Annotated in this window: 17 protein-coding genes and 1 tRNA gene; 2 read left to right on the forward strand and 16 right to left on the reverse strand. The window is 68.6% G+C overall.

Annotated features, from left to right (window positions below; genetic code table 11):
* Positions 1-61 precede the first annotated feature (61 nt).
* From LPT13_RS00580 to purE, 6 genes are all read right to left on the reverse strand, one after another.
* Positions 62-424 (reverse strand): Hpt domain-containing protein, encoded by a 363-nt coding sequence (locus LPT13_RS00580; protein ID WP_242162489.1) that lies wholly within the window; start codon positions 422-424, stop codon positions 62-64.
* Between the two features lie 3 nt (positions 425-427).
* Entirely contained in the window at positions 428-2,518 is a 2,091-nt protein-coding gene (locus tag LPT13_RS00585; RefSeq protein ID WP_242162491.1) for a bifunctional diguanylate cyclase/phosphohydrolase, read from the reverse strand.
* A gap of 30 nt (positions 2,519-2,548) precedes the next feature.
* The gene (locus LPT13_RS00590) at positions 2,549-3,784 is read right to left on the reverse strand and encodes a phenylacetate--CoA ligase family protein (RefSeq protein ID WP_242162494.1); all 1,236 of its coding nucleotides are present in this window, start codon (positions 3,782-3,784) and stop codon (positions 2,549-2,551) included.
* 126 nt (positions 3,785-3,910) lie between these two features.
* A complete protein-coding gene (locus tag LPT13_RS00595) occupies positions 3,911-4,573 on the reverse strand; it encodes an indolepyruvate oxidoreductase subunit beta (protein ID WP_242162496.1) in 663 nt (220 codons plus the stop codon).
* Positions 4,566-6,581: a thiamine pyrophosphate-dependent enzyme gene (locus tag LPT13_RS00600; protein ID WP_242162499.1), complete on the reverse strand. Its 2,016-nt coding sequence runs from the start codon at positions 6,579-6,581 to the stop codon at positions 4,566-4,568. The genes LPT13_RS00595 and LPT13_RS00600 overlap by 8 nt, the downstream gene beginning before the upstream one ends.
* Before the next feature lie 179 nt (positions 6,582-6,760).
* Positions 6,761-7,225, reverse strand: coding sequence for a 5-(carboxyamino)imidazole ribonucleotide mutase (purE, locus tag LPT13_RS00605; protein WP_242162501.1), 465 nt, complete (start codon positions 7,223-7,225; stop codon positions 6,761-6,763).
* A gap of 362 nt (positions 7,226-7,587) precedes the next feature.
* Here purE and LPT13_RS00610 point away from each other — a divergent pair, with 362 nt between their 5' ends.
* Positions 7,588-8,787, forward strand: coding sequence for an ATP-binding protein (locus tag LPT13_RS00610; protein ID WP_242162503.1), 1,200 nt, complete (start codon positions 7,588-7,590; stop codon positions 8,785-8,787).
* Between the two features lie 101 nt (positions 8,788-8,888).
* Here the strand turns inward: LPT13_RS00610 and LPT13_RS00615 are convergent.
* From LPT13_RS00615 to LPT13_RS00645, 7 genes are all read right to left on the reverse strand, one after another.
* Positions 8,889-8,964: transfer RNA gene (locus LPT13_RS00615), tRNA-Phe, on the reverse strand.
* A 505-nt stretch (positions 8,965-9,469) separates the two neighbouring features.
* The gene (locus LPT13_RS00620; RefSeq protein ID WP_242162505.1) at positions 9,470-10,105 is read right to left on the reverse strand and encodes a molecular chaperone TorD family protein; all 636 of its coding nucleotides are present in this window, start codon (positions 10,103-10,105) and stop codon (positions 9,470-9,472) included.
* A 120-nt stretch (positions 10,106-10,225) separates the two neighbouring features.
* Positions 10,226-11,134 carry an NrfD/PsrC family molybdoenzyme membrane anchor subunit gene (gene nrfD / locus LPT13_RS00625; protein ID WP_242162506.1) on the reverse strand — a complete coding sequence of 303 codons (909 nt, stop codon included), beginning with the start codon at positions 11,132-11,134 and terminating at the stop codon, positions 10,226-10,228.
* Positions 11,131-11,763, reverse strand: a complete 633-nt coding sequence (locus LPT13_RS00630; protein WP_242162508.1) for a 4Fe-4S dicluster domain-containing protein — start codon at positions 11,761-11,763, stop codon at positions 11,131-11,133. The genes nrfD and LPT13_RS00630 overlap by 4 nt, the downstream gene beginning before the upstream one ends.
* 11 nt (positions 11,764-11,774) lie before the next feature.
* Positions 11,775-13,919, reverse strand: coding sequence for a molybdopterin dinucleotide binding domain-containing protein (locus tag LPT13_RS11790; RefSeq protein WP_242162510.1), 2,145 nt, complete (start codon positions 13,917-13,919; stop codon positions 11,775-11,777).
* A gap of 180 nt (positions 13,920-14,099) precedes the next feature.
* The gene (locus tag LPT13_RS00640) at positions 14,100-14,879 is read right to left on the reverse strand and encodes a molybdopterin-binding domain-containing protein (RefSeq protein WP_242162512.1); all 780 of its coding nucleotides are present in this window, start codon (positions 14,877-14,879) and stop codon (positions 14,100-14,102) included.
* A gap of 375 nt (positions 14,880-15,254) precedes the next feature.
* Entirely contained in the window at positions 15,255-16,136 is an 882-nt protein-coding gene (locus LPT13_RS00645; protein WP_242162514.1) for a prepilin peptidase, read from the reverse strand.
* 140 nt (positions 16,137-16,276) lie between these two features.
* Between LPT13_RS00645 and LPT13_RS00650 the strand changes: the two genes are divergently transcribed.
* On the forward strand, positions 16,277-16,684 hold the full coding sequence (locus LPT13_RS00650) for an ATP-binding protein (protein WP_160710507.1): 408 nt from the start codon (positions 16,277-16,279) through the stop codon (positions 16,682-16,684).
* Between the two features lie 47 nt (positions 16,685-16,731).
* Here LPT13_RS00650 and LPT13_RS00655 read toward each other — a convergent pair whose 3' ends face one another.
* The 3 genes from LPT13_RS00655 to LPT13_RS00665 all read right to left on the reverse strand — a co-directional run bounded on the left by LPT13_RS00655 (position 16,732) and on the right by LPT13_RS00665 (position 20,831).
* The gene (locus LPT13_RS00655) at positions 16,732-18,072 is read right to left on the reverse strand and encodes a coproporphyrinogen III oxidase family protein (RefSeq protein WP_242162516.1); all 1,341 of its coding nucleotides are present in this window, start codon (positions 18,070-18,072) and stop codon (positions 16,732-16,734) included.
* A 3-nt stretch (positions 18,073-18,075) separates the two neighbouring features.
* On the reverse strand, positions 18,076-19,368 hold the full coding sequence (gene purD, locus LPT13_RS00660) for a phosphoribosylamine--glycine ligase (protein ID WP_242162518.1): 1,293 nt from the start codon (positions 19,366-19,368) through the stop codon (positions 18,076-18,078).
* A gap of 152 nt (positions 19,369-19,520) precedes the next feature.
* Positions 19,521-20,831 carry an adenylosuccinate synthase gene (locus tag LPT13_RS00665; RefSeq protein WP_160710350.1) on the reverse strand — a complete coding sequence of 437 codons (1,311 nt, stop codon included), beginning with the start codon at positions 20,829-20,831 and terminating at the stop codon, positions 19,521-19,523.
* Between the last annotated feature and the right edge of the window lie 733 nt (positions 20,832-21,564).

Below are 21,564 nucleotides of genomic sequence, written 5' to 3' on the forward strand. Positions count from 1 at the left end.
CAAGGACACGAGGGCGCGACGAGCCCAGGCGCCAGGACGGCGGGACTCGTCGGCAGGGGGGCTAGAGGGCGGACACGGCCTCGACGGTGCGCTGGTAGGCCTCCTCCGTGGCGCGGAGCAGCCCGGGCACGTTCTCGAGGGCGCTCGGCACGCCGGCGTCATCGGGGCGCAGCGCGTCGGACAGCGCGCTCGAGGCCTCGAACAGGGGCGTGAACCCCAGGTCGCGGCTGATTCCCTTCATGGTGTGGGCAGCGCGGAAGGCCTCGGCCATGTTCCCCTCCTCGAGGGCGGCTCCCAGGTTCTCGAAGCTCTTGTCCTCCAGGAAGATGGCCGCGAACTTCCGGATGCGCTCGTCGGTCAGCAGACGGCCGCGCACTCCCTCCAGGTCGCCGCCCATGGCTGCATAGCAGGATTCCAGGGACATCTTCTACTCCTTCTCGTCAGGCTCGCTGCCGTCGATGGCAGAGATAACCGTTTTGCCGTCCTCTTGGGTGCTCATGTCGCTGAAGACGTAGCCGCCGCGGCCGCCGCGCTTCTTGTCGTAGAGCGCCGCGTCCGCGTTGCGGAACAGCTCGTCATAGCCGTACTGGCCGCCGGCGGTGCACGCCACGCCCATGCTCACCGACAGCTCGAAGCCCTCGTACTCGCCGATGATCGACTGGTACACGCGCCCGACCAGGCGCTCGGGGTCGGTGTGGCAGTCCACCAGGCAGATGAGGAACTCGTCTCCGCCCACGCGGGCAACGATGTCGCGGTCGCGCACGCTCGCCATGAGGCGGCGGGCGAAGTGGCGCAGCAGCTCGTCGCCGAACTGGTGGCCGCGGGTGTCGTTGGCCGTCTTGAAGTAATCGAGGTCGAGGATCATGAACACGAAGTTTCCCTCGGGGATCGCCTCCATGCGCTCGATGACGGCCTGGCGCGCGGAGGGGTGGTTCAGCAGGCCCGTCAGCGGGTCGTGGCTGGCCTTGTACTGGAGCTCCATCAGGCGCTCGCGCGTCTCGTGGATGTCGACGATCTTGCCGATGGAGCCGTGGTAGACCGGTACCTCGTCGTCGCTCCAGATGGCGCGCGACACGGAATGGAACCAGCGCGGCGCGCCGTCCACCATCACCTGGATATCGCGCTCGATCACCGGGTTCTCCGGCGTGGTGGCGTGCAGGGCCGCCTCCATGGCATCGAGCACGTCGCCGCCGAAGGCCCTGCGCAGGCGCTCGTCGTGGAGGGGATCCATGATGATCTCGTCCAGGGCCAGCTGCGAGCGGCCCCAGTCCGACACGGTGAGCATCGGCGGATCCAGGGTGAACTCGTACTGGATCTCGTTGGACATCGAGGCGAAGAACCGGTACTTCATGCGCTCGTAGTCCAGCAGCTCCAGCGTGCGGCTGGAGGCGGCGTCGGGGCGCATCGCGCTGTCGACGATCTTGCCGATCTCGCGGTCGGTGCGGTCGGAGAGCGACGCCACCTCCAGCTCCTCCTGCACCTGGTCGGCCACCTCAGCGAGGCATTCCAACAGGAAGGGGTTGAAGGCGCCGCATTCCCCGTTCATGATCATGTCGATGGCCTTCTCGTGCGAGTAGGCGTCCTTGTACACGCGCTTGGACGTGAGGGCGTCGTACACGTCGGCCAGGGCCACCACCTGCGCGGCGATGGGGATGTCGTCGCCCGCCAGGCCGTCGGGGTAGCCGCGGCCGTCGTAGCGCTCGTGATGCCAGCGGGTGATCTGGTAGGCCACGCGCACCAGCGGCTCGTCGTGGTGCGTGGGCAGGTCGTCGAGCATCTCGGCGCCGATGACGGTGTGCTTCTTCATCAGGTCGAATTCCTCGTCCGTGAGGCGGCCCGGCTTGTTCAGCACCTCGTCGGGGATGGAGATCTTGCCGATGTCGTGCAGGCTCGACGCCATGGCGATGAGCGAGATATCCGACGGCGTTATCTGGTAGCGGTCGGTCTTCTGGATGATGTGGTTCAGCAGGAGCTCGGTCATGGCGCTCACGTGCAGCACGTGCAGGCCGCTCTCGCCGTTGCGGAACTCGACGATGTGGCTCAGGATGGCCACCATCAGGCTGTTGCCCTTCTCGCGCTCGTAGATCTGGTCGGCGACCATGCCGATGAGCGCCTTCTGCTTGGCGTAGAGCGTCAGCGTGTTGACCACGCGGCGACGCACGATGTTGGCGTCGAAGGGGCGGCTGATGAAGTCGGTGACGCCCAGGCCGTAGGCGCGCTCGATGTAGGTGGAGGCGCTCTCGGACGACACCATGATGACGGGGATGTCCTTGATCCAGCCGTGGCGGTTCATGACGGCCAGCACGTCGAAGCCGTCCATCTCGGGCATGACGATGTCGAGCAGCACGAGCGATATCTGGGTGCCGAGGGCCTGCATCTGGCCGATGCCCTGCAGGCCGTTTTCCGCCTCGAGTATCTCGTAGTCGTCGCCGATCATGTCAGCCAGGAGCGCTCGGTTCATGGCCGAGTCGTCCACGATCAGGATGGTCTGCTTCTTCTTGGTAGATGGGGCCTCCACCGGGTACCTCTTTTCTTGCTGCGGGGGCGCCTAGTAACGGCTGTCGAAGATGCGCTTGGTCTTCTTCTCCGACCGGGGCAGCTCGCCCATGGGCACGCCCTTGGCCTCGGGCGTGCAGCCGAGCTTCGCCTTGAAGATGAGCGCCAGCTCCTCCTCGCAGCGGGTGAGCGCGTCACCGGTGAGCGGCGTCTCGAACAGCACCGTCAGCACGTCGCGGCCGTTGACGGCCTCGATCATCACCTGGTATTCCGAGCTGGTGCCGTCGGTGGCCTTGATGACCTCCTCCACCTGGGCGGGGAACATGTTGCAGCCCTTCACCTTGAACATGTCGTCGGTGCGGCCGGTGAGCGTGTCGATGCGCGGGTGGCGGCTGCCACAGGGGCAGTCGCCCGGCATGATGCGGGTGAGGTCGTGGGTGCGGTAGCGGATGAGCGGGGCGCCCTGCTTGCGCAGGGTGGTGAGCACCAGCTCGCCCACCTCGCCGTCGGGCAGCGGCGCGCCCGTGGCGGGGTCGACCACCTCGATGTAGACGAAGTCGTCCCAGATGTGCATGCCTGCGTGGGCGTCGCAGGAGATGCCGATGCCGGGGCCGTAGACCTCGGTGAGGCCGTAGATGTCGTAGATCTCGATGCCGAGCTCGTTCTGGATGCGGTTGCGCATCTTCTCGCCCCAGCGCTCGGAGCCGATGACGCCCTTCCTCAGGTGGATCTTGTCGCGCAGGTCGCGCTTGCTGATCTCCTCGGCCAGCAGAAGCGCGTAGGAGCTGGTGGCGGTGATGACGGTGGCCTTGAGGTCCTGCATCATCTGGAGCTGCTTGTCGGTGTTGCCCGGCCCCATGGGGATGGCCATGGCGCCCAGGCGCTCGGCGCCCAGCTGGAAGCCGATGCCGGCGGTCCACAGGCCGTAGCCCGGGGTGATCTGGATGCGGTCGAGGGGCGTGACCCCCGCCATCTCATAGCAGCGCGCGAACTGGGTGGCCCAGTCGATGACGTCCTGCTGGGTGTAGGGGATGATGACCGGCGTGCCGGTGGTGCCCGAGGAGCTGTGGATGCGGACGACCTCCTCGTCGGGCACGGCCTGGAGCCCCAGCGGGTAGGCGGCGCGCAGGTCGTCCTTCTCGGAGAAGGGCAGCTTCTCGAAGTCGGCCTGGGTGCGAACGTCCGTCAGGTCGATGCCCTCGAACTTCTTGGCGTAGAAGGCCGAGCGGTCCTTGAGGGTGGCGAGCTGGGCGGTGATGAGCTCCAGCTGCTCGGGGGTCATATGCATGGCGCGCTCTTTCCGTTTGCGGCTACTTGGCAATAGTAACCATTTTATGACAAAGCGCGCCGCAAGGGGGCGAGGAACCGCCCCCTTTGGGGAAAAGCTGGAGGTTGCTTCAGGGCCGGGCGGCCCCTAGGCCATACGGGCGGCAGCCAGGTCGACGGCGGCCAGGTTCAGGGGCACGAAGGCCGGCTTGACGCAGGCCTCGATGGCGCCGCGCAGGTCGTCGAGGGTGAGGGGCAGCCGCCCGGTGGCCAGGGCCGACGCCAGCAGCACCGTGTTGAGGGCGCGGCGGTTGCCCAGCTCGGCCAGGATGGCGGCGTCGTCGACGGGCACGAGGCGGGCGGGGGTGGGGGCGGCTGGCGCGCCGAGCGCCGGGGCGACCGGCGCGGGGGCGGCGGGGGCCTCGGCGGCGGCGAAGGCGGCCTCGAGCGCGGCCAGCACGTCGGCGGCGCGGTAGGGCGCGCCCGCCAGCGCGGCCGTCACCGGCTGGACGGCCGTGGTGGCCGTGACCAGGGTGCCGCCCGGCGCGAGGTAGGGCAGGCTGCGCGCCGCCTCGCCGGGCTCGAAGGCGACGATGAGGTCGGCTGAGGCGCGGGACACGAGCGGCGCGTCGACGAGCTCGCCGGCGTCGCCCATGCGCACGTGGGACGTGACCGAGCCGCCGCGCTGGGCCATGCCGATGGTCTCGGCGGTACGCACGTGCCAGCCCTTGGACTGGGCCGCCTGGGCCAGCACCTTGGCGGCGAGCACCGTGCCCTGGCCGCCGACGCCGCACAGCAGGACGTTAATCACGGGAGCCTCCCTTCTCCGGCGCGGGTGCGCCCTCCCCCGCCGGCGCGCCCAGCGCGTCGAACGGGCAGATCTGCGCGCACAGCCCGCAGCCGTTGCACAGGCTCGCGTCGACGAAGGCCTGGCCGCGCGCGCCGCTCTTGGGGCCGACGGCGTCGGGCGAGAAGCCGATGCCCGGGCAGCCGATCTCGGTGATGCACTTCTTGCAGCCGGTGCAGCGGTCGGCGTCCACCGCCAGGGCCGGCGCCGGCTTGGTCAGCTGGATGCAGGGCGAGCGGAAGATGACCGCCGAGGGGCCCTCGAAGTCGATGGCCTCGGCCGCGGCGGCCTGGGCGGCGGCGCGGTCGAGCGGGTCGGCCACGGTGATACAGCGCACGCCCAGGGCGCGCAGGACGCCCTCGATGTCGATGGGGTCGCGCCGCGGCCCCATGAGCGTGACGCCCGTGCCGGGATGCGGCTGCGAGCCGGTCATGGCCGTGGTGGCGTTGTCGAGCGCGGCCACGGTGATGTCGTGGCCGTTGTAGACGGCATTGGCGATGCCGGTGAGCCCGCTCGCGAAGAAGGTGGAGTCGCCGACGAAGGCGACGGCCTTCTTGGCCGGGTCGGCCACGGCCATGCCCTGGGCGATGGTGATGCCGGCGCCCATGCACAGGCACGTGTCCACCGCGTCGAGCGGCGCGGCGTTGCCCAGCGTGTAGCAGCCGATGTCGCCGCAGAGGACGGCGGGGCGCTTGCCGAGGGCGCGCTTGACCGCGTAGAAGCTGCCCCGGTGCGGGCAGCCGGCGCACAGCACCGGCGGGCGCACGGGCAGGGGCCCGTCGTAGGCCGGGGCGCCGGCGGGGGCCAGGGCGGCCTCCACCAGGTCGACGAGCGCAGGGCGGCCGTCGGGGGCGCCGGCCGCGCGGGCGGCGGCCTCGTCCAGCAGGCGCGCCAGGCGGCGGGCGATGTCCTCGGCGTCGTTCTCGCCGCGGTCGCGCGCGTCGCCGGTCAGGCGGCCGCGCACGCGCCAGGCGGCGTGGTCACGGCCGGCCAGCGCCAGCAGGCCCTCCTCGAGCACCGAGTCGAGCTCCTCGAAGACGACGATCTCGTCGAGCCCCTCGGCGAAGGCGCGGGCGACGTCGGCCGGGAACGGGTAGGGCGTGCCCACCTGCATAAGGCGCCATGGCGGCATGGGCACGCCGGCACAGGCGGCCTCGCGCGCGATGAGCGCCAGGGCCTCGCGCGTGTAGGCGGCCGACACGCCGCCGGCCACGATGCCGAGGGGCGCGGACGCGCCGGACGCGCCGGTCTGCGCGTCGCCGCCCTCCTCCACCGGGTTGAACGCGGCCAGCACCGGGTCGGTGCCGTAGTCGCGCGCGATGGCGTCCAGGCGTCGGTTGATCTCGCCGTGGGCCTCCCAGGCGCGCTTGGGGAAGATGACCCAGCGCGGGTCGCGGTCGAAGCCGCCCTCGGGTACGGGGCGCGCCTCGGTCTGGTCGGGCACGTCGAAGAACGCCGAGGCGTGGGAGATGCGCGTGGTGGGGCGCACGATGACGGGCGTGCCGTAGCGCTCGGACAAGTCGAAGGCCGCCTTCATCATCGCGTAGCCCTGCTCGGGCGTGGCCGGGTCGAGCACCGGCACCTTGGCGAAGGCGCCGAAGCGGCGCGTGTCCTGCTCAGTCTGCGACGATATGGGGCCCGGGTCGTCGGCGACGAACAGCACCGTGCCGCCGCGCACGCCCACGTAGTTGAGGCTGAGCAGCGCGTCGCTCGCCACGTTGAGGCCCACCATCTTGCAGGTGAACAGCGTGCGCGCGCCGCAGTAGGCCGCGCCGGCCAGCACCTCCAGCGCCGCCTTCTCGTTGGTCGACCATTCCACGTGGACGCCCCGGGCCGCGCCCTGGGCGTGGCGCTTGGCCACCGTCTCCACCAGCTCGGAGGAGGGCGTGCCGGGATACCCGGCCACCACGCGCACCCCCGCCTCGAGGGCCGCGTGGGCGAACGCCTCGTTCCCCATCAGCAGCTGCTTCATATGTCTCCCGTCTTCCCGCCCGCTCGTCACGGGCCCCTGCGCGCGTCCGCGGCCGTCGCACCTGTTTGTCGCGGCCTCTCGCGCTGGGCGCGTCGTGGCCGCGGCTGCCGCGTCCGCTCATCGCCACGCGGCGGCCGCGCGCCGTCGCACGCGGCGCCCGCGCCGTTCCCGCCAGGCGCCTAGGCCTCGGCCATCTCGCGCTTGAAATCGATGATCTTCTGCTGCAGGGCCGCGTCGCCCGTGCCCATGATCTGCGTGGCCAGGATGGCCGCGTTCTTCGCGCCGTTGATGGCCACGCAGGCCACCGGCACGCCCGAGGGCATCTGCACCATGGACAGCAGCGAGTCCAGGCCGCCCAGGTCGCTCGTCTTCATGGGCACGGCGATGACCGGCAGCGGCGTGTAGGCCGCCACCACGCCGCCCAGGTGAGCCGCCTTGCCCGCCGCCGCCACGATGACGCGCATCCCGCGCTCGTGGGCGCCGGACGCCCAGTCGTGCACCTCGGCCGGCTTGCGGTGGGCGCTGGCCACCTTCACCTCGTAGGGGATCCCCCATGCGTCCAGCTGCTCCATGCACGGCTCCATGGCCGGCATGTCCGACTTCGACCCCATGATGATGCCGACCAGCGGCGTCTCCTGCGACATGGCTCCTCCTCGTGACCTTCGTTCCCGCGGGCTGCGCGGCCGCGCGCCCCGCCCACCGCTCGCACGCCGCCGCGCTCAACGCGCAAGCCGCGCGCCAGCGCCCGGCGCCAAACCCATAAGCCGCGCGGTCAAGCGCCCGACAGCGTTCCGTCATCCCGCTATTCTATCCCACCATCCCCCGCCACCCCCGCACGCATCGCCGACCGATCAGCGCCGCGGTGCGGAGACGGAAAACCGTTTTTTCTTTCATAGTCGATGAAACTTTCGAAATATAGGTTTTATCGATTATGAAAGATAAAATTCTTTACATCATAGTTTTCTCTTCTATACTCGACAAAACCAACCGAGAGAAGGAGTCCCTCGTGATCCCCCGCCAGCGCTACCTCTCGCGCATCATCCCCTTCATTGACAAGGATGTCATAAAGGTGCTCGTCGGCATGCGCCGCAGCGGGAAGAGCACCCTGCTCGAAGAGGTGCAGACCGTGCTCCTCAGCCGGGGAGTGCCGCCCGAGAACATCATCGCCCTGAACTTCGAGTCCATGCGCTGGGGGCAGGCTGCGGCCTCGCCCGAGGCGTTCTACCAGGAGGTGATGGCGCTTGCCAACCACCTTGAGGGACGCGTTTACCTATTCTTCGACGAAATCCAGACCGTCGAGCACTGGGAGCGCCCGGTCAATTCCTTCCGCGTCGACCTCGACTGCGACATCTACCTGACGGGATCCAACTCGACGCTGCTCTCCAGCGAGTTGGCGACGCTCATCGCGGGACGCTACGTGTCGTTCGAGGTGCAGCCCTTCTCGCTGCGCGAGCTTGTCGACGCCACCGAGCTCAATCCCGCCGAGGCCTTCGAGGCCTACCGCGTGCTCGGCGGACTGCCCTTCCTCTCGCACGTGAGCTACGATCGCGACACCTCGGTGTCGTACCTGCGCGATGTGTTCAACTCCATCGTCCTCAAGGACGTGGTGCAGCACCGCAACTTCCGCGACGCCGACCAGCTGGAGCGCATCCTCGCCTACTTCCTGTCTGAGATCGGCACCACCTACTCGGTAGACAACATCGTGAACATGCTCAAGCAGGAAAGGCGCCGTCTCTCGAACGACACCGTCTACAACTACCTGCAGGCGGCCGAGGAGGCCTTTCTCATCAGCCGGGTGAGGCGCTTCGACATCAAGGGGAAGGCCCTGCTGCGCGGCAGCGAGAAGGTGTACGTGACCGACATCGGGCTGCGCGAGGCGCTGCTGGGCACCAACGCCAGCCGCGTCGACCTCGTCTTGGAGAACCTGGTGTTCAACGAGCTGCGGCGACGCGGCTACACCGTCCATGTCGGAAAGCTGGGCACGCGGGAGATCGACTTCGTGGCTGAGCGCGACGGCGGACGCCTCTACATCCAGGTGGCCTACCTGCTCGAGCTCGAGTCCACGCGCGAACGCGAGTTCTCCGCGTTCGACGGCATCGCCGACGGCTATCCGCGCCTCGTCGTCAGCGCCGATACGGCCGACTGGTCGCGCAACGGATGCCGGCACTGGAACATCATCGACTTCCTCCTGGCCGACGCCTGGTAGCGGGTCACGGCGCGGCGACCCGCGCACATGGCGCAGCCGGCGGGAAAGCCCACCGAGCGCGCCTATGAAAAAAGGCCTCCTTGCGGAGGCCTTTCGAGTTGTGGTGGTCGGAGGGGGACTTGAACCCTCGGCACGCGGATTTTCAGTCCGCTGCTCTACCAACTGAGCTACCCGACCGGATGCGCGCGGGAACGCGGTGGTTCCCGAAGCGGGTATACATTCTATAGGGGACGCACCGCGAGCGCAAGGATTAATCCGAGAAAATCCCGCGGTGGGCGCCTGTGGACAAAAACTGGCGATCTCGCATCTCGGTGGACAAAAATCGGCGATCTCGCAGCCAGAATCGGTGAGATCGGCTGATTTTGTCCATTCTTGGGACAAAAAACCGCGATCTCGCGGTTTTGCGATGCGAGATCGCCGATTTTTGTCCACCGCCGCCCACCGGCATGCCCGCGCACGCGCCCGCCGGCCCCGCGCGCCCACCGGCGCGCCCGCCGGCCCCGCGCGCCCACCGGCTCCGCACGCCCCGGCACCCGCGCGCCCTCGCCGCGCCTTCCGACGCCCCGGCACCCGCGTGCCCGCCCGTGCCCGCGCTCCCCGCCGGCCCCGCAGGCGCCCCGCCGCCAGAACGAGCGCGGCCGCCCTTCCAGGCGGCCGCGACGGGAGGGAGCCTCGGGCAGCGCTACGCGGCCTCGGCCAGGGCCTCGACGGATTCCGCCGCCAGGGCCACGAGCCGCGCGTAGAAGTCATCCTCGATGCGCGCCGCGTAACCGGCGGCGCGTCCGAACCAGCGGGCGGCATGGTCGCCGGCGAAGCGGGCGAGCAGCCGCTGGGCTGCCTCTCGCTCCTCCTCCGTGGCGCCGTCGCAGGCGGCCTGGGCCAGCGACGCCATGAACTCCAGCTCGCAGGCCAGGGCGTCGGGCTTGAGGCCCCGGGCCACCACGCCGCGGGCGCCCCAATCCCCGTGGTCGAACCGCACCGAGCGGTAGCAGGCGAGCACGTGGTCGGAGTGCTTCGAGCGCAGCGGCCCGTAGCGCAGGACGCCGTCCTCCTCGTAGGCCTCGCGCACGCTGCCTTCCACCAGGGGAAGGTAGTAGGGGCTCGAGGTCACCACGAAGCGGTTGAAGAACCGCTGGTCAAGCTCGTCGCCCGGCCGCACGTCCGCGAAGCGGTCGTCGCCGAGCGCGTCGGCCACGCGCTGCACCGCGCCCACGACCTCCACGTCGGGCTGCTGGGCCAGGGCCCGGGCGACGACGTCGGCCACCAGGGCGAACCCCCGCAGCTGAGCGGGCTCGAGGGTCGGGGTGTTATCAGACATGGCACGTCCTTTCCTATGACCAGGGAAGGCGCGGGCGCCGATGGCCGAAGCCGCCGACGGCCGCGCGAAGGCGGGGCGCCCAACAGCCACGCAGCCGCCAGGACGCCCCGCGCAAGGGGGTTACATGAAGGCCACGGGCAGCGCGGCCATCACCACCAGGTAGCGCAGCATGAAGCCGCCCACCAGCACGCCGGCGTCGCCGACGAGGGCGAGCGTCTTGCCGGAGCCGTCGTGGGCCACGTCGGCGCCCACCGAGCGCTCCGGGGCCGCGGCGCCCTTGCGGGCGCGCACCAGCTCCAGCGCGAAGGGCAGCGCCAGGCCGACCACCACGAAGCCCAGCCAGAAGGCCACGGCGTAGGGGCCCGACACGAGCGCGGCCACCGAGGCCTGCCCGGCGGCGGCCGCCGAGCCGGGGGCGCCGGCCGTCACGGCCAGCAGCACGATCACGAGCGCGCCCTCCACCAGCGGCAGCACCAGGCCGGCCCGCTTGAGCAGGGCCACGCGGCCCACCTCGGCCGGGGCCAGCAGGTGGGTCGCCAGCGCCACCACGGCGATGCCGGTGGACGCGGCGGACACCACGAACAGCACGGGCAGCACGGCCATGTTCCACAGCGGGAAGGCCGCGCCGGCGTCGCCCAGCAGCACGCCCGTGTAGGCGGCCACGCACAGGGCCAGCGCCACGCCGATGCCGTCGAGCCACTTCGGCGTCTCCTTCTTGACCAGCAGCAGCGCCAGGTCGATGACGGCCACCACCAGGAAGACGGACAAGATGATCACGCCCCACGCCATGACGGAGTTGAGGTTGGTGATGAGGTAGAAGAACCGCAGCGGGTTCTGCAGGCCGGCGTGGGCGTCCACCACCAGCAGCAGCGTGCCCACGGCCACGGCCACCGGCCCCACGATGAAGCCGACCTTCTTCATGGTCAGCGCCGGGTCCTTGCCCCAGCCCGCGATGGCGCCCAGGGCGAAGGCCCCGGCCCCCATGCCGGCCAGGAACAGGTAGCAGGCGATCAGAGCATCCCAGATCATGCGTTCCCCTCCTCACGACGACGCAGGACGTTGCCGCCCTTGTGGACGGCCGAGAGCTGCTCGGCGCCCAGCGTCTCGTCGAGGCCGATGTAGTAGACGCGCGGCTCCATGCCCCGGTCCTCCATCAGGCCCTTGGCCTTGTCACCGGCCGCCGCCAGCTTCTTGGAGATGTCGCTGTCGGGGTCGTTGAGGTCGCCGAACATGCGCGACGTGGTGACGCAGGTGCTCACGCACGCGGGCAGCAGGCCCTCGGTGGTGCGGTGGTGGCAGAAGGTGCACTTGTCCACCTCGCCGGACTCCAGCTGGTAGCGCACCTGGTAGGGGCACGCGGCCATGCAGTACTTGCAGCCGATGCAGCGCTCGGGGTCGACCTGGACGGTGCCGTCCTCGGCCTGGTAGCTGGCGCCCGTCGGGCACACCTTCACGCAGGCGGGGTTGGCGCAGTGGTTGCACAGCTTCGGCAGGTTCGCGCGGGTCACGCGACCGTCGATGCCGGCATCCCAGCTCTCCACCCAGGTGTTGAACTTGGTCAGGGGCGTCTCGTTCTCCTGCCGGCAGGCCACGGTGCAGGCATTGCACCCGATGCAGACGGACAGGTCGATCAGCATTCCCAATCTCTTGTCACTCATGGTCTCACCCCCTACGCCTTCTCGATCTTGAACATGCCGCCGCAGCGGCCCGGGCTGGACGCGTCGGTATCGGCGATGATGCCCATGCCGCCGTGCTCAGCCACGACCGGGTCGAGCATCATGTGGATGCGCGTGCCCGCGGCGATGGCCGGGTCGCCCTTGACCAGCTTGCCGTCGATCTCGACGTCCTGGGCGCCGTAGGCGAGGTGCTCGTAGCCGAACTCGATGGAGAACGCGCCCTTCACCTGGCCGTCGCGAACCATGGCCTCACCCTCGGTCACGTCGCCGCGCGGGGTGATGGCGCGGATGATGTCGCCATCCTTGATGCCCAGCTCAGCGGCGTCCTCGGTGTTGATCTCCATGTAGTTATGGGCGCAGATGTCACGCATGATGGGGCTGTTGGCCAGCATGGTGACCGAGCGGAACTTCGGCTTGTGCTCGCTGCACAGGAACGGGTACTCCTCGGCGGAGTAGTGATCCGTCATGAGCGACAGGTCGGCGAACATCTGCGGGTTGTAGTTGAGCGTCGGCGACAGGCGCTTGCCCGAGTACGGGTTGGTCATGAGGGCGCGCTTCTCGTTGTAGACGTAGGTCTCCTTGGCCTTGAGGCCCTTGAAGCGGCCGTCGGCGCCGCGCTTGTAGTCCATCGGCCAGTAGCGGCCGCCGCGCGAGAGCACCTTGAGGACCTTCGGCCACTCCTCGGCGGTGACGGCCTTCTTCCAGTTGTCGCCCAGCTCGTCGAGGCCCTGCATGTGGGCCTCCTCGGGCGTGATGTCCTCGACCGGCTCCACGGCGTAGGCCAGGTTGGCGACGCCCTTCAGGTAGTAGTCGTAGGCGTCGTTGAAGGGGTGCATCTGGCCGTTGACGTCGGGGATGGCGTTCTCGCCCCAGCCGGGCAGCTCGCAGGCCTTCGCCACGTCGATGAGGAAGGTCTCCCAGCAGATGGGGCGGCCGTCCTCGGTCTTGGCGGTCTCGGGGGCCTTGGCCTCCCAGCGGATGGTGGTGCCGAAGCCGCCGATCATGCTCACGGTGGGCAGGCCGAAGCTCTCGTACTGCGTCACGTCGGGGACGATGTAGTCGGCGTACTGCGCCATCTCGCCCACCACGATGTCGCACACGATGTGCAGCGGCAGGACGGAGGTGTCCTTCAGCTTCTCGATGGCCTCATCGCGCATGGCGCCCGGGGTGGCCTGGATGACGTTGCACATCCAGGTCATGAGGATCTTGCACTGGTAGGGGTACTGGTTGACGATCGACATGATGGCCTGAGCATCGGACTGCGGGGCGTTGGTGTACCACGGAAGCATCGGCTTCGGGTCCTTCTCGCCCGCGGCGACGCGGTTCTTGTACTCGTCGGTCTTCTCCCACGCCTTGCCGCCGCGCGAGATCATGGCCGCGTTCTTGGCGGACACGTTGGGCAGCCCGGCGATGGTGGTCAGGTCGTAGCAGGCGCCCTTGCCCTCGGTGACGGGGGACTGGCCGGACGGGAAGCTGCCGCCGGTCATCTGGTTGGAGCCCATCATGGCCTTGAGCAGCTCGCGGCCGGCCGGGGTGTCGAAGCCGACGACCGAGGCGGTCGAGGCCGCGGCGGCCTGGACGGACACCTTGTAGCCGTGGGAGCCGAACTCCTTGCCCATGCGCTCGATCTCGCTGGCGGGGATGCCGGTGATCTCGGCGTACTCGTCGATGGTGCGCTCGTTGACCGAGTCGCGCAGCATGCTGAAGCCGGTGCGCACCTTCACGCCGTTGACCTCGCCCTCGAAGAAGAGATCGCCCTTGGCCGCGTCGGTGTGGAGCGCCGGCGCGCCGGTGGCGGCGTCGATGACGACGTAGTAGGTCGGCTGCGTGGTGGCGGCGGGGTCGGCCGGCGGCTCCTCGAGCCCGGCGTCGGCCGCGCGCATCAGCTTGCGGTAGTTGGGGTGGTTCTCATCGGTGATGACCAGGTAGGTCGCGTTGGTGTAGCCACCGTAGCCGGCAGCCTCGGCGGCCTTCTGCGTGGGGCACGCCATGGCGACCGCGTCGAAGGTGTTGTCACGGATGAGGATCTGCGCGATGGCAGAGTAGAAGGCGCCGTTGGTGGCGGGCTTGATGGGCACCCAGTTGATGCCCTCGGAAGCCGGCGTGATGACGCCGTTGGCCAGCGTGGGATCGAGCACGTCGATCTTCAGCTTACCGGTGCGCAGCGCATTGGCCGTCTCGCGGCCGATGTACTGGAAGTTAGAGCCGTTGCCGCCCGGGAACGCGCCCGACCAGAGAACGTACTCGACCCCGCCGATGGTGTCGGGGGTGGTGCCAGAACCGGATGAATAGAGCGAACTCGCTCCGCCTGCAGCGCCTCAACTGGAGTTGTGGCTGAAGTTGTTCAGGGTTCCGAACGTGGTGGCGAAGCGCGTGTTGAGCTGGCGGCGACCGTCAGCGCGCGTGTTCATGACCGCGATCTGGTTGGACTTGGGGCCCAGGTCGGGCTGCTCGGGGTTGAGCGGGGTGACCGTGTCGTGGACCTCCTTGAAGCCCTCGACGTGCTGATCCTCGCCCAGCTCGGCGAAGATCTTGCCGCCCTCGGTGACCTCGGTGATGAGCTGGTCCCAGCTGATGGGCTTCCACTTGCCCTCGCCGCGCTTGCCGGCGCGCTTGAGCGGGACGGTGATGCGGTCGGGCTGGCTCACGCCGTCGAGCGTGCCGTTGCCGCGGCCGCAGATGGTGCCGTGGGTGATGGCGCCGTGGCCGTTGGCGTAGCTCATGGAGCGGTACGCGTCCTCGAGCGGCGCCTCGAAGTCGAGCTTGTTGCCCGCGCAGGCGGGGTTGTAGGGGTTGCCGCCCACGCCGATGACGCGCCCGGAGGCGCGGTCGAGCTTGATGCGGTTGCCGCAGGTGCTGTAGCAGCCCACGCAGCTTGAGTAACGGACGATGACGTCGTCGTTGATCTTGACGTCTCCCGTCTTGGGATCGACGCTCGCCTCGATGGGCTTGCCCTTCTTGGGCACGGGGAACTCGGCGTCAGCGGCAACGGCCAGATCGGGTGTGAGGGCAGAGCCCGCACCTCCCGCCAGCGACGCTGCGCCCAAGACACCCATGGCCCCGAGGAAGCGACGTCGATCAATGTTCAAAGAAGGCATTGATCTCTCCTATGGTTCTTTCGGCGGTTCCTTTTGCTGGACGGCGCGTGCCGCCCCCTCCCTCCGCCGAAGGCCGATGGACACCCCTTGGGGCAGATGTGTTCCCCCGCAACCGGTTGCGCGTCCGGTCGGCAGGGGCAGACCCGCGGGAAGTCCCTCTTGCGTGTGTGCGATCTTTGGCCAAATGCACGGCTAGACACTGTAACGTGTCGGTTTGGTAACGTAAATGATGAATTATTGCTCATCATTTGGCGGCAAGCGGGTTTTCAGGACTGGCAAACGGTAGTTAGTTTGGAGAAACTGTGGCTTTGAGCGGGGGGGGGGTAAATCTGTTACGAGCCGTTGCCGAGCTGTGCGATTGGTGGAAAAGGGCGTTCACAGAAAAACCATGGAGAGCAGGGCCATGCCAGCGCCCACGGCAATTCCCGGCCCAAACGGAACCGCTCCCAGAGCGTTGCGCTCCGAAGACGGCGCGCCGCCAGCAGGGTGCGAAGCGTCAGATACCGGGTGGGGGTATGTTTCACGTGAAACATCTGTTTCACGCCCATCGAACGAGGAATCCGGCCGAGAGGCAGACGCGCGAGCCGTGGGGGTGGGGCCCGCGGGGGTGGGCGCTGCGGGGATGGGGCTGGCGGGGATCGCGGGCGCGGGCGCGGGGCTCGCCGGGGTGGGGGCCGCCGGGGTGGGGATCGCGGGCGCGAGCACCTCGGGCGCGGGGCTCGCCGGAACGGACGGCGCAGACGCGGAGCTCGCGGGGGCGGGAGCCACGGGCGCGGGGGCCGCGGGGGTGGGCGCGGGGGCCGCCGGGGCGGGGATCGCGGGCGTGGGGGCCGCGGGGGCGGGACGTGGGGCCCAGCCGAGACGCGGGAGGAGGAGCGCGAGCAGCAGGGAGATGAGGCAGGCCGTCAGCAGGCAGACCAGACCGCCTTCGATGCCGAGGAAGAGCCCCACAGCGGCCATCAGCTTCACGTCCCCGCCTCCCATGGCGCGACGCCCCGCCAGCGCTTCGAAGGCAAGCGTGACCGCCAGCAGCCCTCCTCCGAGCACCAACGCCCCCAGCAGACCATCGGCAACCGACAGAGCAGGAACGAGAGCACCCTCAGGATGCGTTGCCGCCAACGCGATACGCCAGACGATCCACACAGCCGCCAAAGCCGCCACGATGCCGTTGGGAATCCGCAGCTCGCGCAGATCATCCCCTGCCGCCACCACCAGCAGCAGCATGAACGACCCATAGGCCAGCAGTGTGACTATCATGGAGGCCTCCTCTCCCCCTCAAGGGCATCATCCCATGATACGCAAGCCCGCGCGCCCTGACGCAGGACGCGCCCAAACCACATCCTCCCTTGATTTCTCACCCAAACTTAGAAGAACTTAGAGGAACTTAGAGGCTGCCGATGAGAAGAGAGAACCCCTTCACCCCGAGCTTCGGCGAGATACCCGCGCGCCTCGCCGGCCGCGACCAGATACTCTATGACGTGACGAGGGCCCTTGAGTCCGAGCGCCGGCGCCCCGATCTCACCATCATATTCTCCGGGGCGCGCGGAACGGGAAAGACGGCCCTGCTCGCCCTCAACGCAGAGGAGGCGGAGCGGCGCGGGTGGGTGGCCGTGTCGACCACCGCATTGCCGGGAATGCTCGAGGACATCGAGATTCGAGCGCGACGGAAGGCCGCGCAGTACCGCAAGCGCCTGCTCGACGCCGGCGTGATCGGCGAGAGATGTCGCGGCGTCATCGGGTTCGACCTCCCGTTCTTCCGTGACTACCTAAGCGAGAAGAAGGCGGAAGGGTCGCTGGGGATATAAGCGCGCCTGCCCCCTCCAGGGGCGTGGGCAGGCGCGCAATCGCAGACCTAGCCGAAGATCAGCTCGCGCTCCTCGCCGGTGAGGGCTGCGCGGGCTTGGTCGCGCAGGTTGTTCACGCCGATGAAGAACTGGCGCATCATCACCACGGTCAGGTAGCGGCCCTTCGGGGTGAGCGTCAGCTCGTCGGCGTTGTTGGTAGCGAACGCGCCGGCAGCCGTCATGAACGCCATCTCCACCGGCAGGCCCACTTCCACCGACACGCCGAAGTCCTCCTTGAACTTCCGCTTGTCCAGACGCAGGCCGAATAGCTGCATCATGAAGCGGTAGCGCATGCGATCGTGCTTGGAGAAGGTGGTCTTGCCCATCATGGACATGCGGCCCTCCTCGATAGCGCGGTTGTAGTCCACCACCGAGAACGTGTTCACGTAGAGGTTGGCGCCCAGGTAGGTGATGCCGCCCGAGCCGATGGCCGGGTACTCCTCGTAGTCCACCACGTACTCGTCGATCATGGCATCGTCGCCGACCATGCCGCGGCGGTTGAACGTCCACGCGCTGCCGAAGTCGAACAGGCCGCGCTCGCCGTGGGGGCCGGGCGCGCCGGTGTCCACGCCGGGCAGCGCGTCGGTCAGAAGCGCGCAGATGATCTCGTAGAAGCGCTGCTCGCGGTCGTAGTCCACCTTTCCCACCGTGCGCGCGAGCGACTTCTCCACCGACGGCGACGCCATGAGCGGGTAGAAGGTGGTCTGGCTGGCGCCAGACTCGATGACGCGCTCGATGTCACGCACGAGGATGTCCTCGGTCTGCGCCGGGAAGTTGAAGATCATATCGGCGTTGAGCGAGGTGAAGTAGGGGCTCGCCTCCTGGATGCGCTCGAGGATCTCCTGGCCGCTGCCGTACTTGTCGTAGCGGTCCATCTGGCGCAGCAGCCCGTCGTCGAAGGACTGAACGCCCACGGACAGCCGCTGCACGCGGCCCTGGAGCTTCTCGAGGTAGCTCGGTATCAGGTGGTTGGGGTTGGTCTCGCTGGAGACCTCCTTGATGGAGAAGGTGTCGCGCGCCAGGTCGATGGTCTCGCACAGCTCGTCGAGCATGATGGTGGGCGTGCCGCCGCCGATGTAGATGCTGTCGAAGTCGTAGCCCAGATCGCGCAGCATGAGCATCTCCTTGCGCATGTTGGCGAAGTAGGGCCGCGCCCGGTCTTCCGCGAAGGGAAAGCGGTTGAACGAGCAGTACGGGCACAGCCGCTCGCAGAACGGCACGTGCAGGTAGAGCATGTAGCGCTGCCCCGGCACGGGCGCCGGCATCACGCGCTCTTCGGCGGGCTTGAGCTTGAGGTAGCTCCTGGTGCACTCCCGCACCACCGTGGAAAGCATCCGTTCGGAAAGCATGGGCTACTCCCAAGCGCTACGGCCCTGCAGGGCCCTCTTGCCGATGTCGTTGCGCAGCTGCTTACCCTCGAAGTTGATGAGGTCGCAAGCCTCGTAGGCGCGCTCGCGGGCCTCCTCGAAGCTGTCGCCCAGGGCCACCACGTTGAGCACGCGCCCGCCGGCGGTCACCAGCTCGCCATCGGCGTTCACGCGGGTGCCCGCGTGGAACACGGTGACGCCGGGGATGTCCTCAGCCTCCTCGATTCCCAGGATGACCTTGCCCTTCTCGTAGGAGCCGGGGTAGCCCTCGCTGGCCAGCACCACGCACACGGCCCAGGTGTCCGACCACTCCAAGCTCACGTCCTGGGGGCGCCCCTCGGCCACGGCGGCCATGACGTCCACCAGGTCGGTCTTGAGGCGCGGCAGCACCACCTGGGTCTCCGGGTCGCCGAAGCGCACGTTGAACTCAACGATCTTCGGGCCCTCGGGGGTGAGCATGAACCCGCCGTAGAGCGTGCCGCGGTAATCGGTGGCGAAGGGCTCGGCCGCCGTGGCCGCCGCCGCCTTCTCCATGATGGCCACCATGGCGGCCATCTCGTCGTCGGTGACGATGGGCACGGGCGAGTAGACGCCCATGCCGCCGGTGTTGGGGCCCATGTCGCCGTCGTAGGCGCGCTTGTGATCCTGGGCCGGGGCCATGGGCAGCGACTTGCCGCCGCTGACGAAGGACAGCAGCGAGCACTCGGGGCCGGTCATGCACTCCTCGATGACGACGGTCTTGCCCGCGTCGCCGAAGGCGCCCTCGAAGCAGTCGCGCACGGCCTCTTCCGCGTCCTCGAGCGTCTCGGCCACTACGACGCCCTTGCCCGCCGCCAGGCCATCGGCCTTGATGACGATAGGCGCGCCCTGCTCGCGCACGTAGGCAAGCGCCGGCTCGCACGCGTCGAAGCGCGCGTAGGCGGCGGTGGGGATGCCGTTGGCCTCCATGAACGCCTTGGAGTAGGCTTTCGAGCCCTCCAGCTGGGCACCCTCGGCGTTGGGGCCGAACACGGCCACGCCGGCCGCGCGCAGGCCGTCGGCCACGCCGGCGACGAGCGGAGCCTCCGGGCCGATGACCACCAGGCCGATCTTGCGCTCCACGACGAAGCGCAGCACGGCGTCGGCGTCCATCACGTCCAGGTCGGCGACGTTCTCCGCGATATCGGCCGTGCCGCCGTTGCCCGGCGCCACGTACAGCACGTCGGTGCGCGGCGACTTCGCCAGCGCCCAGGCGATGGCGTGCTCACGGCCGCCGGAGCCCAAAACCAGAATGTTCACAGCAGTTCCTTTCCGAAGACCCGCGCCGCAGGCAGTGCGACGCGGTGCGGGGAGACGTGCGCGCCACGGGGACGCGCCTCGCGGGCGGGGCGCGCTGGGCACGTCGGGGCGCCCGGCACGGCGCCCGGGCAGCGCCCGGGCGGAGCCCTCCCCTACCAGCCTCGCATGATGGTCTGATCTCTGTCCGGGCCCACCGAGACGATGCTCGCGGGGACGCCGGTTATCTCCTCGATGTACTCCACGTACTTGCGCGCGTTCTCCGGCAGCTCCTCGTAGGAGCGGCAGCCGGTGATGTCAACGTCCTTCCAGCCCGGCAGCTCCACGTAGATGGGCTTGGCATGGAACAGAACCGATTGCTGCATGGGGAAGTAGTCGTAGCGCTCGCCGTCGCACTCGTAGGCCACGCACACCTTGAGCGTGTCGAAGGCCGAGAGCACGTCCAGCTTGGTGAGGGCCACGTCGGTAAGCCCGTTCACATCGGCGGCGTAGCGCGCGATGACCGCGTCAAACCAGCCGCAGCGACGCTTGCGCCCGGTGGTCACGCCGAACTCGTGGCCGATGGTGCCCAGGGTCTGGCCGTCAAGAGCGTCCTGGCCCACGCCGCCCTCGTCGGCGGTCTTGAGCTCGGTCGGGAAGGGGCCGCCGCCCACGCGCGTGACGTAGGCCTTCTGGATGCCGAGCACGCGATCCATGCGCGCCGGGCCCACGCCCGTGCCCGTAGCCGCGCCGCCTGCGCAGCACGACGAGGACGTGACGTAGGGATACGTGCCGTGGTCGATGTCGAGCAGCGTGCCCTGGGCGCCCTCGAACAGGATGGACGCGCCGTCACGCAGGGCGGTGTTGAGCATGTACGCCGTCTCGGTCATGAACGGCTTGAGGATGCGCGCGTAGGGCAGGTACTCCTCGCAGATCTCGTCCACGGTGTAGGTGTGCAGACCGTAGATCTTCTCGAGGATGGGATTCTTCTGGGCAAGCACCGTCTCCAGCTTCAGGCGGAAGATGCGCTCGTCCATGAGGTCCTGGATGCGGATGCCCTTGCGGCCCATCTTGTCCTGGTAGCACGGGCCGATGCCGCGCTTGGTGGTGCCTATCTGGTTGGAGCCGAGGCGCTTCTCGTCCGCGCCGTCGAGATCCTTGTGATACGGCATGATGACATGGGCGTCGCAGCTGATCTTGAGGTTCTTGCAGGAGACGCCCTCGGCCTCCAGCATGGCCATCTCCTTCACCAGCACGCCGGGATCCACCACCACGCCGTTGCCGATGACGGGCACGGCGTTCTCGTACATGACGCCGGAGGGCATGAGGTGCAGAGCCAGCTCCTTGTCACCGTGGATGACCGTGTGACCGGCGTTGTTGCCGCCCTGGAACCGCACGACGTAATCATAGTCGCCGGCGATGAGGTCGGTGATCTTACCCTTGCCTTCGTCACCCCACTGGGCACCGACGAGCACTGTACTGGGCATGTGTTTCGCTCCCTCTCTTCGGCCGCGGGCCTCCGCGGACGGCAGATTCTCTCGCAACCTCCGAATTATAGTATAGGGAGCGCGCGCAGGCCGCAGAAGGACGGCTAACCGGGGGCAAACTCCCCTATCCAGCGTGGGAAGCTGCGAACACTGGGCAAAACCTGCTAAAAAGCGCTGCTGCACTGCAAATTCGGACGGTTTTGCACTCCCCGCAGAGTGGCTGCGCCTCGGCAAAGGCTTGCGAGGCATTTGCGACCTGGCCTTTTCCTTGTTGGCCACAGGAAAAAGGCGTGGACAGCCGTGAAGGCCGGGTGCAAAACCGACTGAATTTGCAGCGCAGCCCAAAAAACCGGAGGGCGACCCACGAGCACGCGACACGAGCCGCCGGGGGGGCGGGGAGCCTGTGCGAGCCGCGGGGCCTGCACGAGCCGCAGGGCCTGTGCGAGCCGTGGAGCCCGCACGAGCCGTGGGGCCTGTGCGGGGAGGTGGGCGCCTGGTGGAGCCGCTCGGGCGGGAAACAGCAGGGAGAGGGGGATACCCGGTGGGGGTATGTTTCACGTGAAACATTTGTTTCACGCCCTCGCCAAGGAGGCGCCGCCGGTGAAGCCCACGGACGCATGTCGCGCAGAAACGGCGGCCGCGACGCGAGCTGCGGCGCCGCGGGTGCGGGGGGGCAAGCCGCGAGGGTCCCGCATAGGGGGCGAGCCGAGGGGCTCGCAAGCTGCGGGGCCGG

The sequence above is a fragment of the Adlercreutzia faecimuris genome (genome assembly GCF_022669055.1).
Lineage (GTDB): Bacteria > Actinomycetota > Coriobacteriia > Coriobacteriales > Eggerthellaceae > Enterorhabdus > Enterorhabdus faecimuris.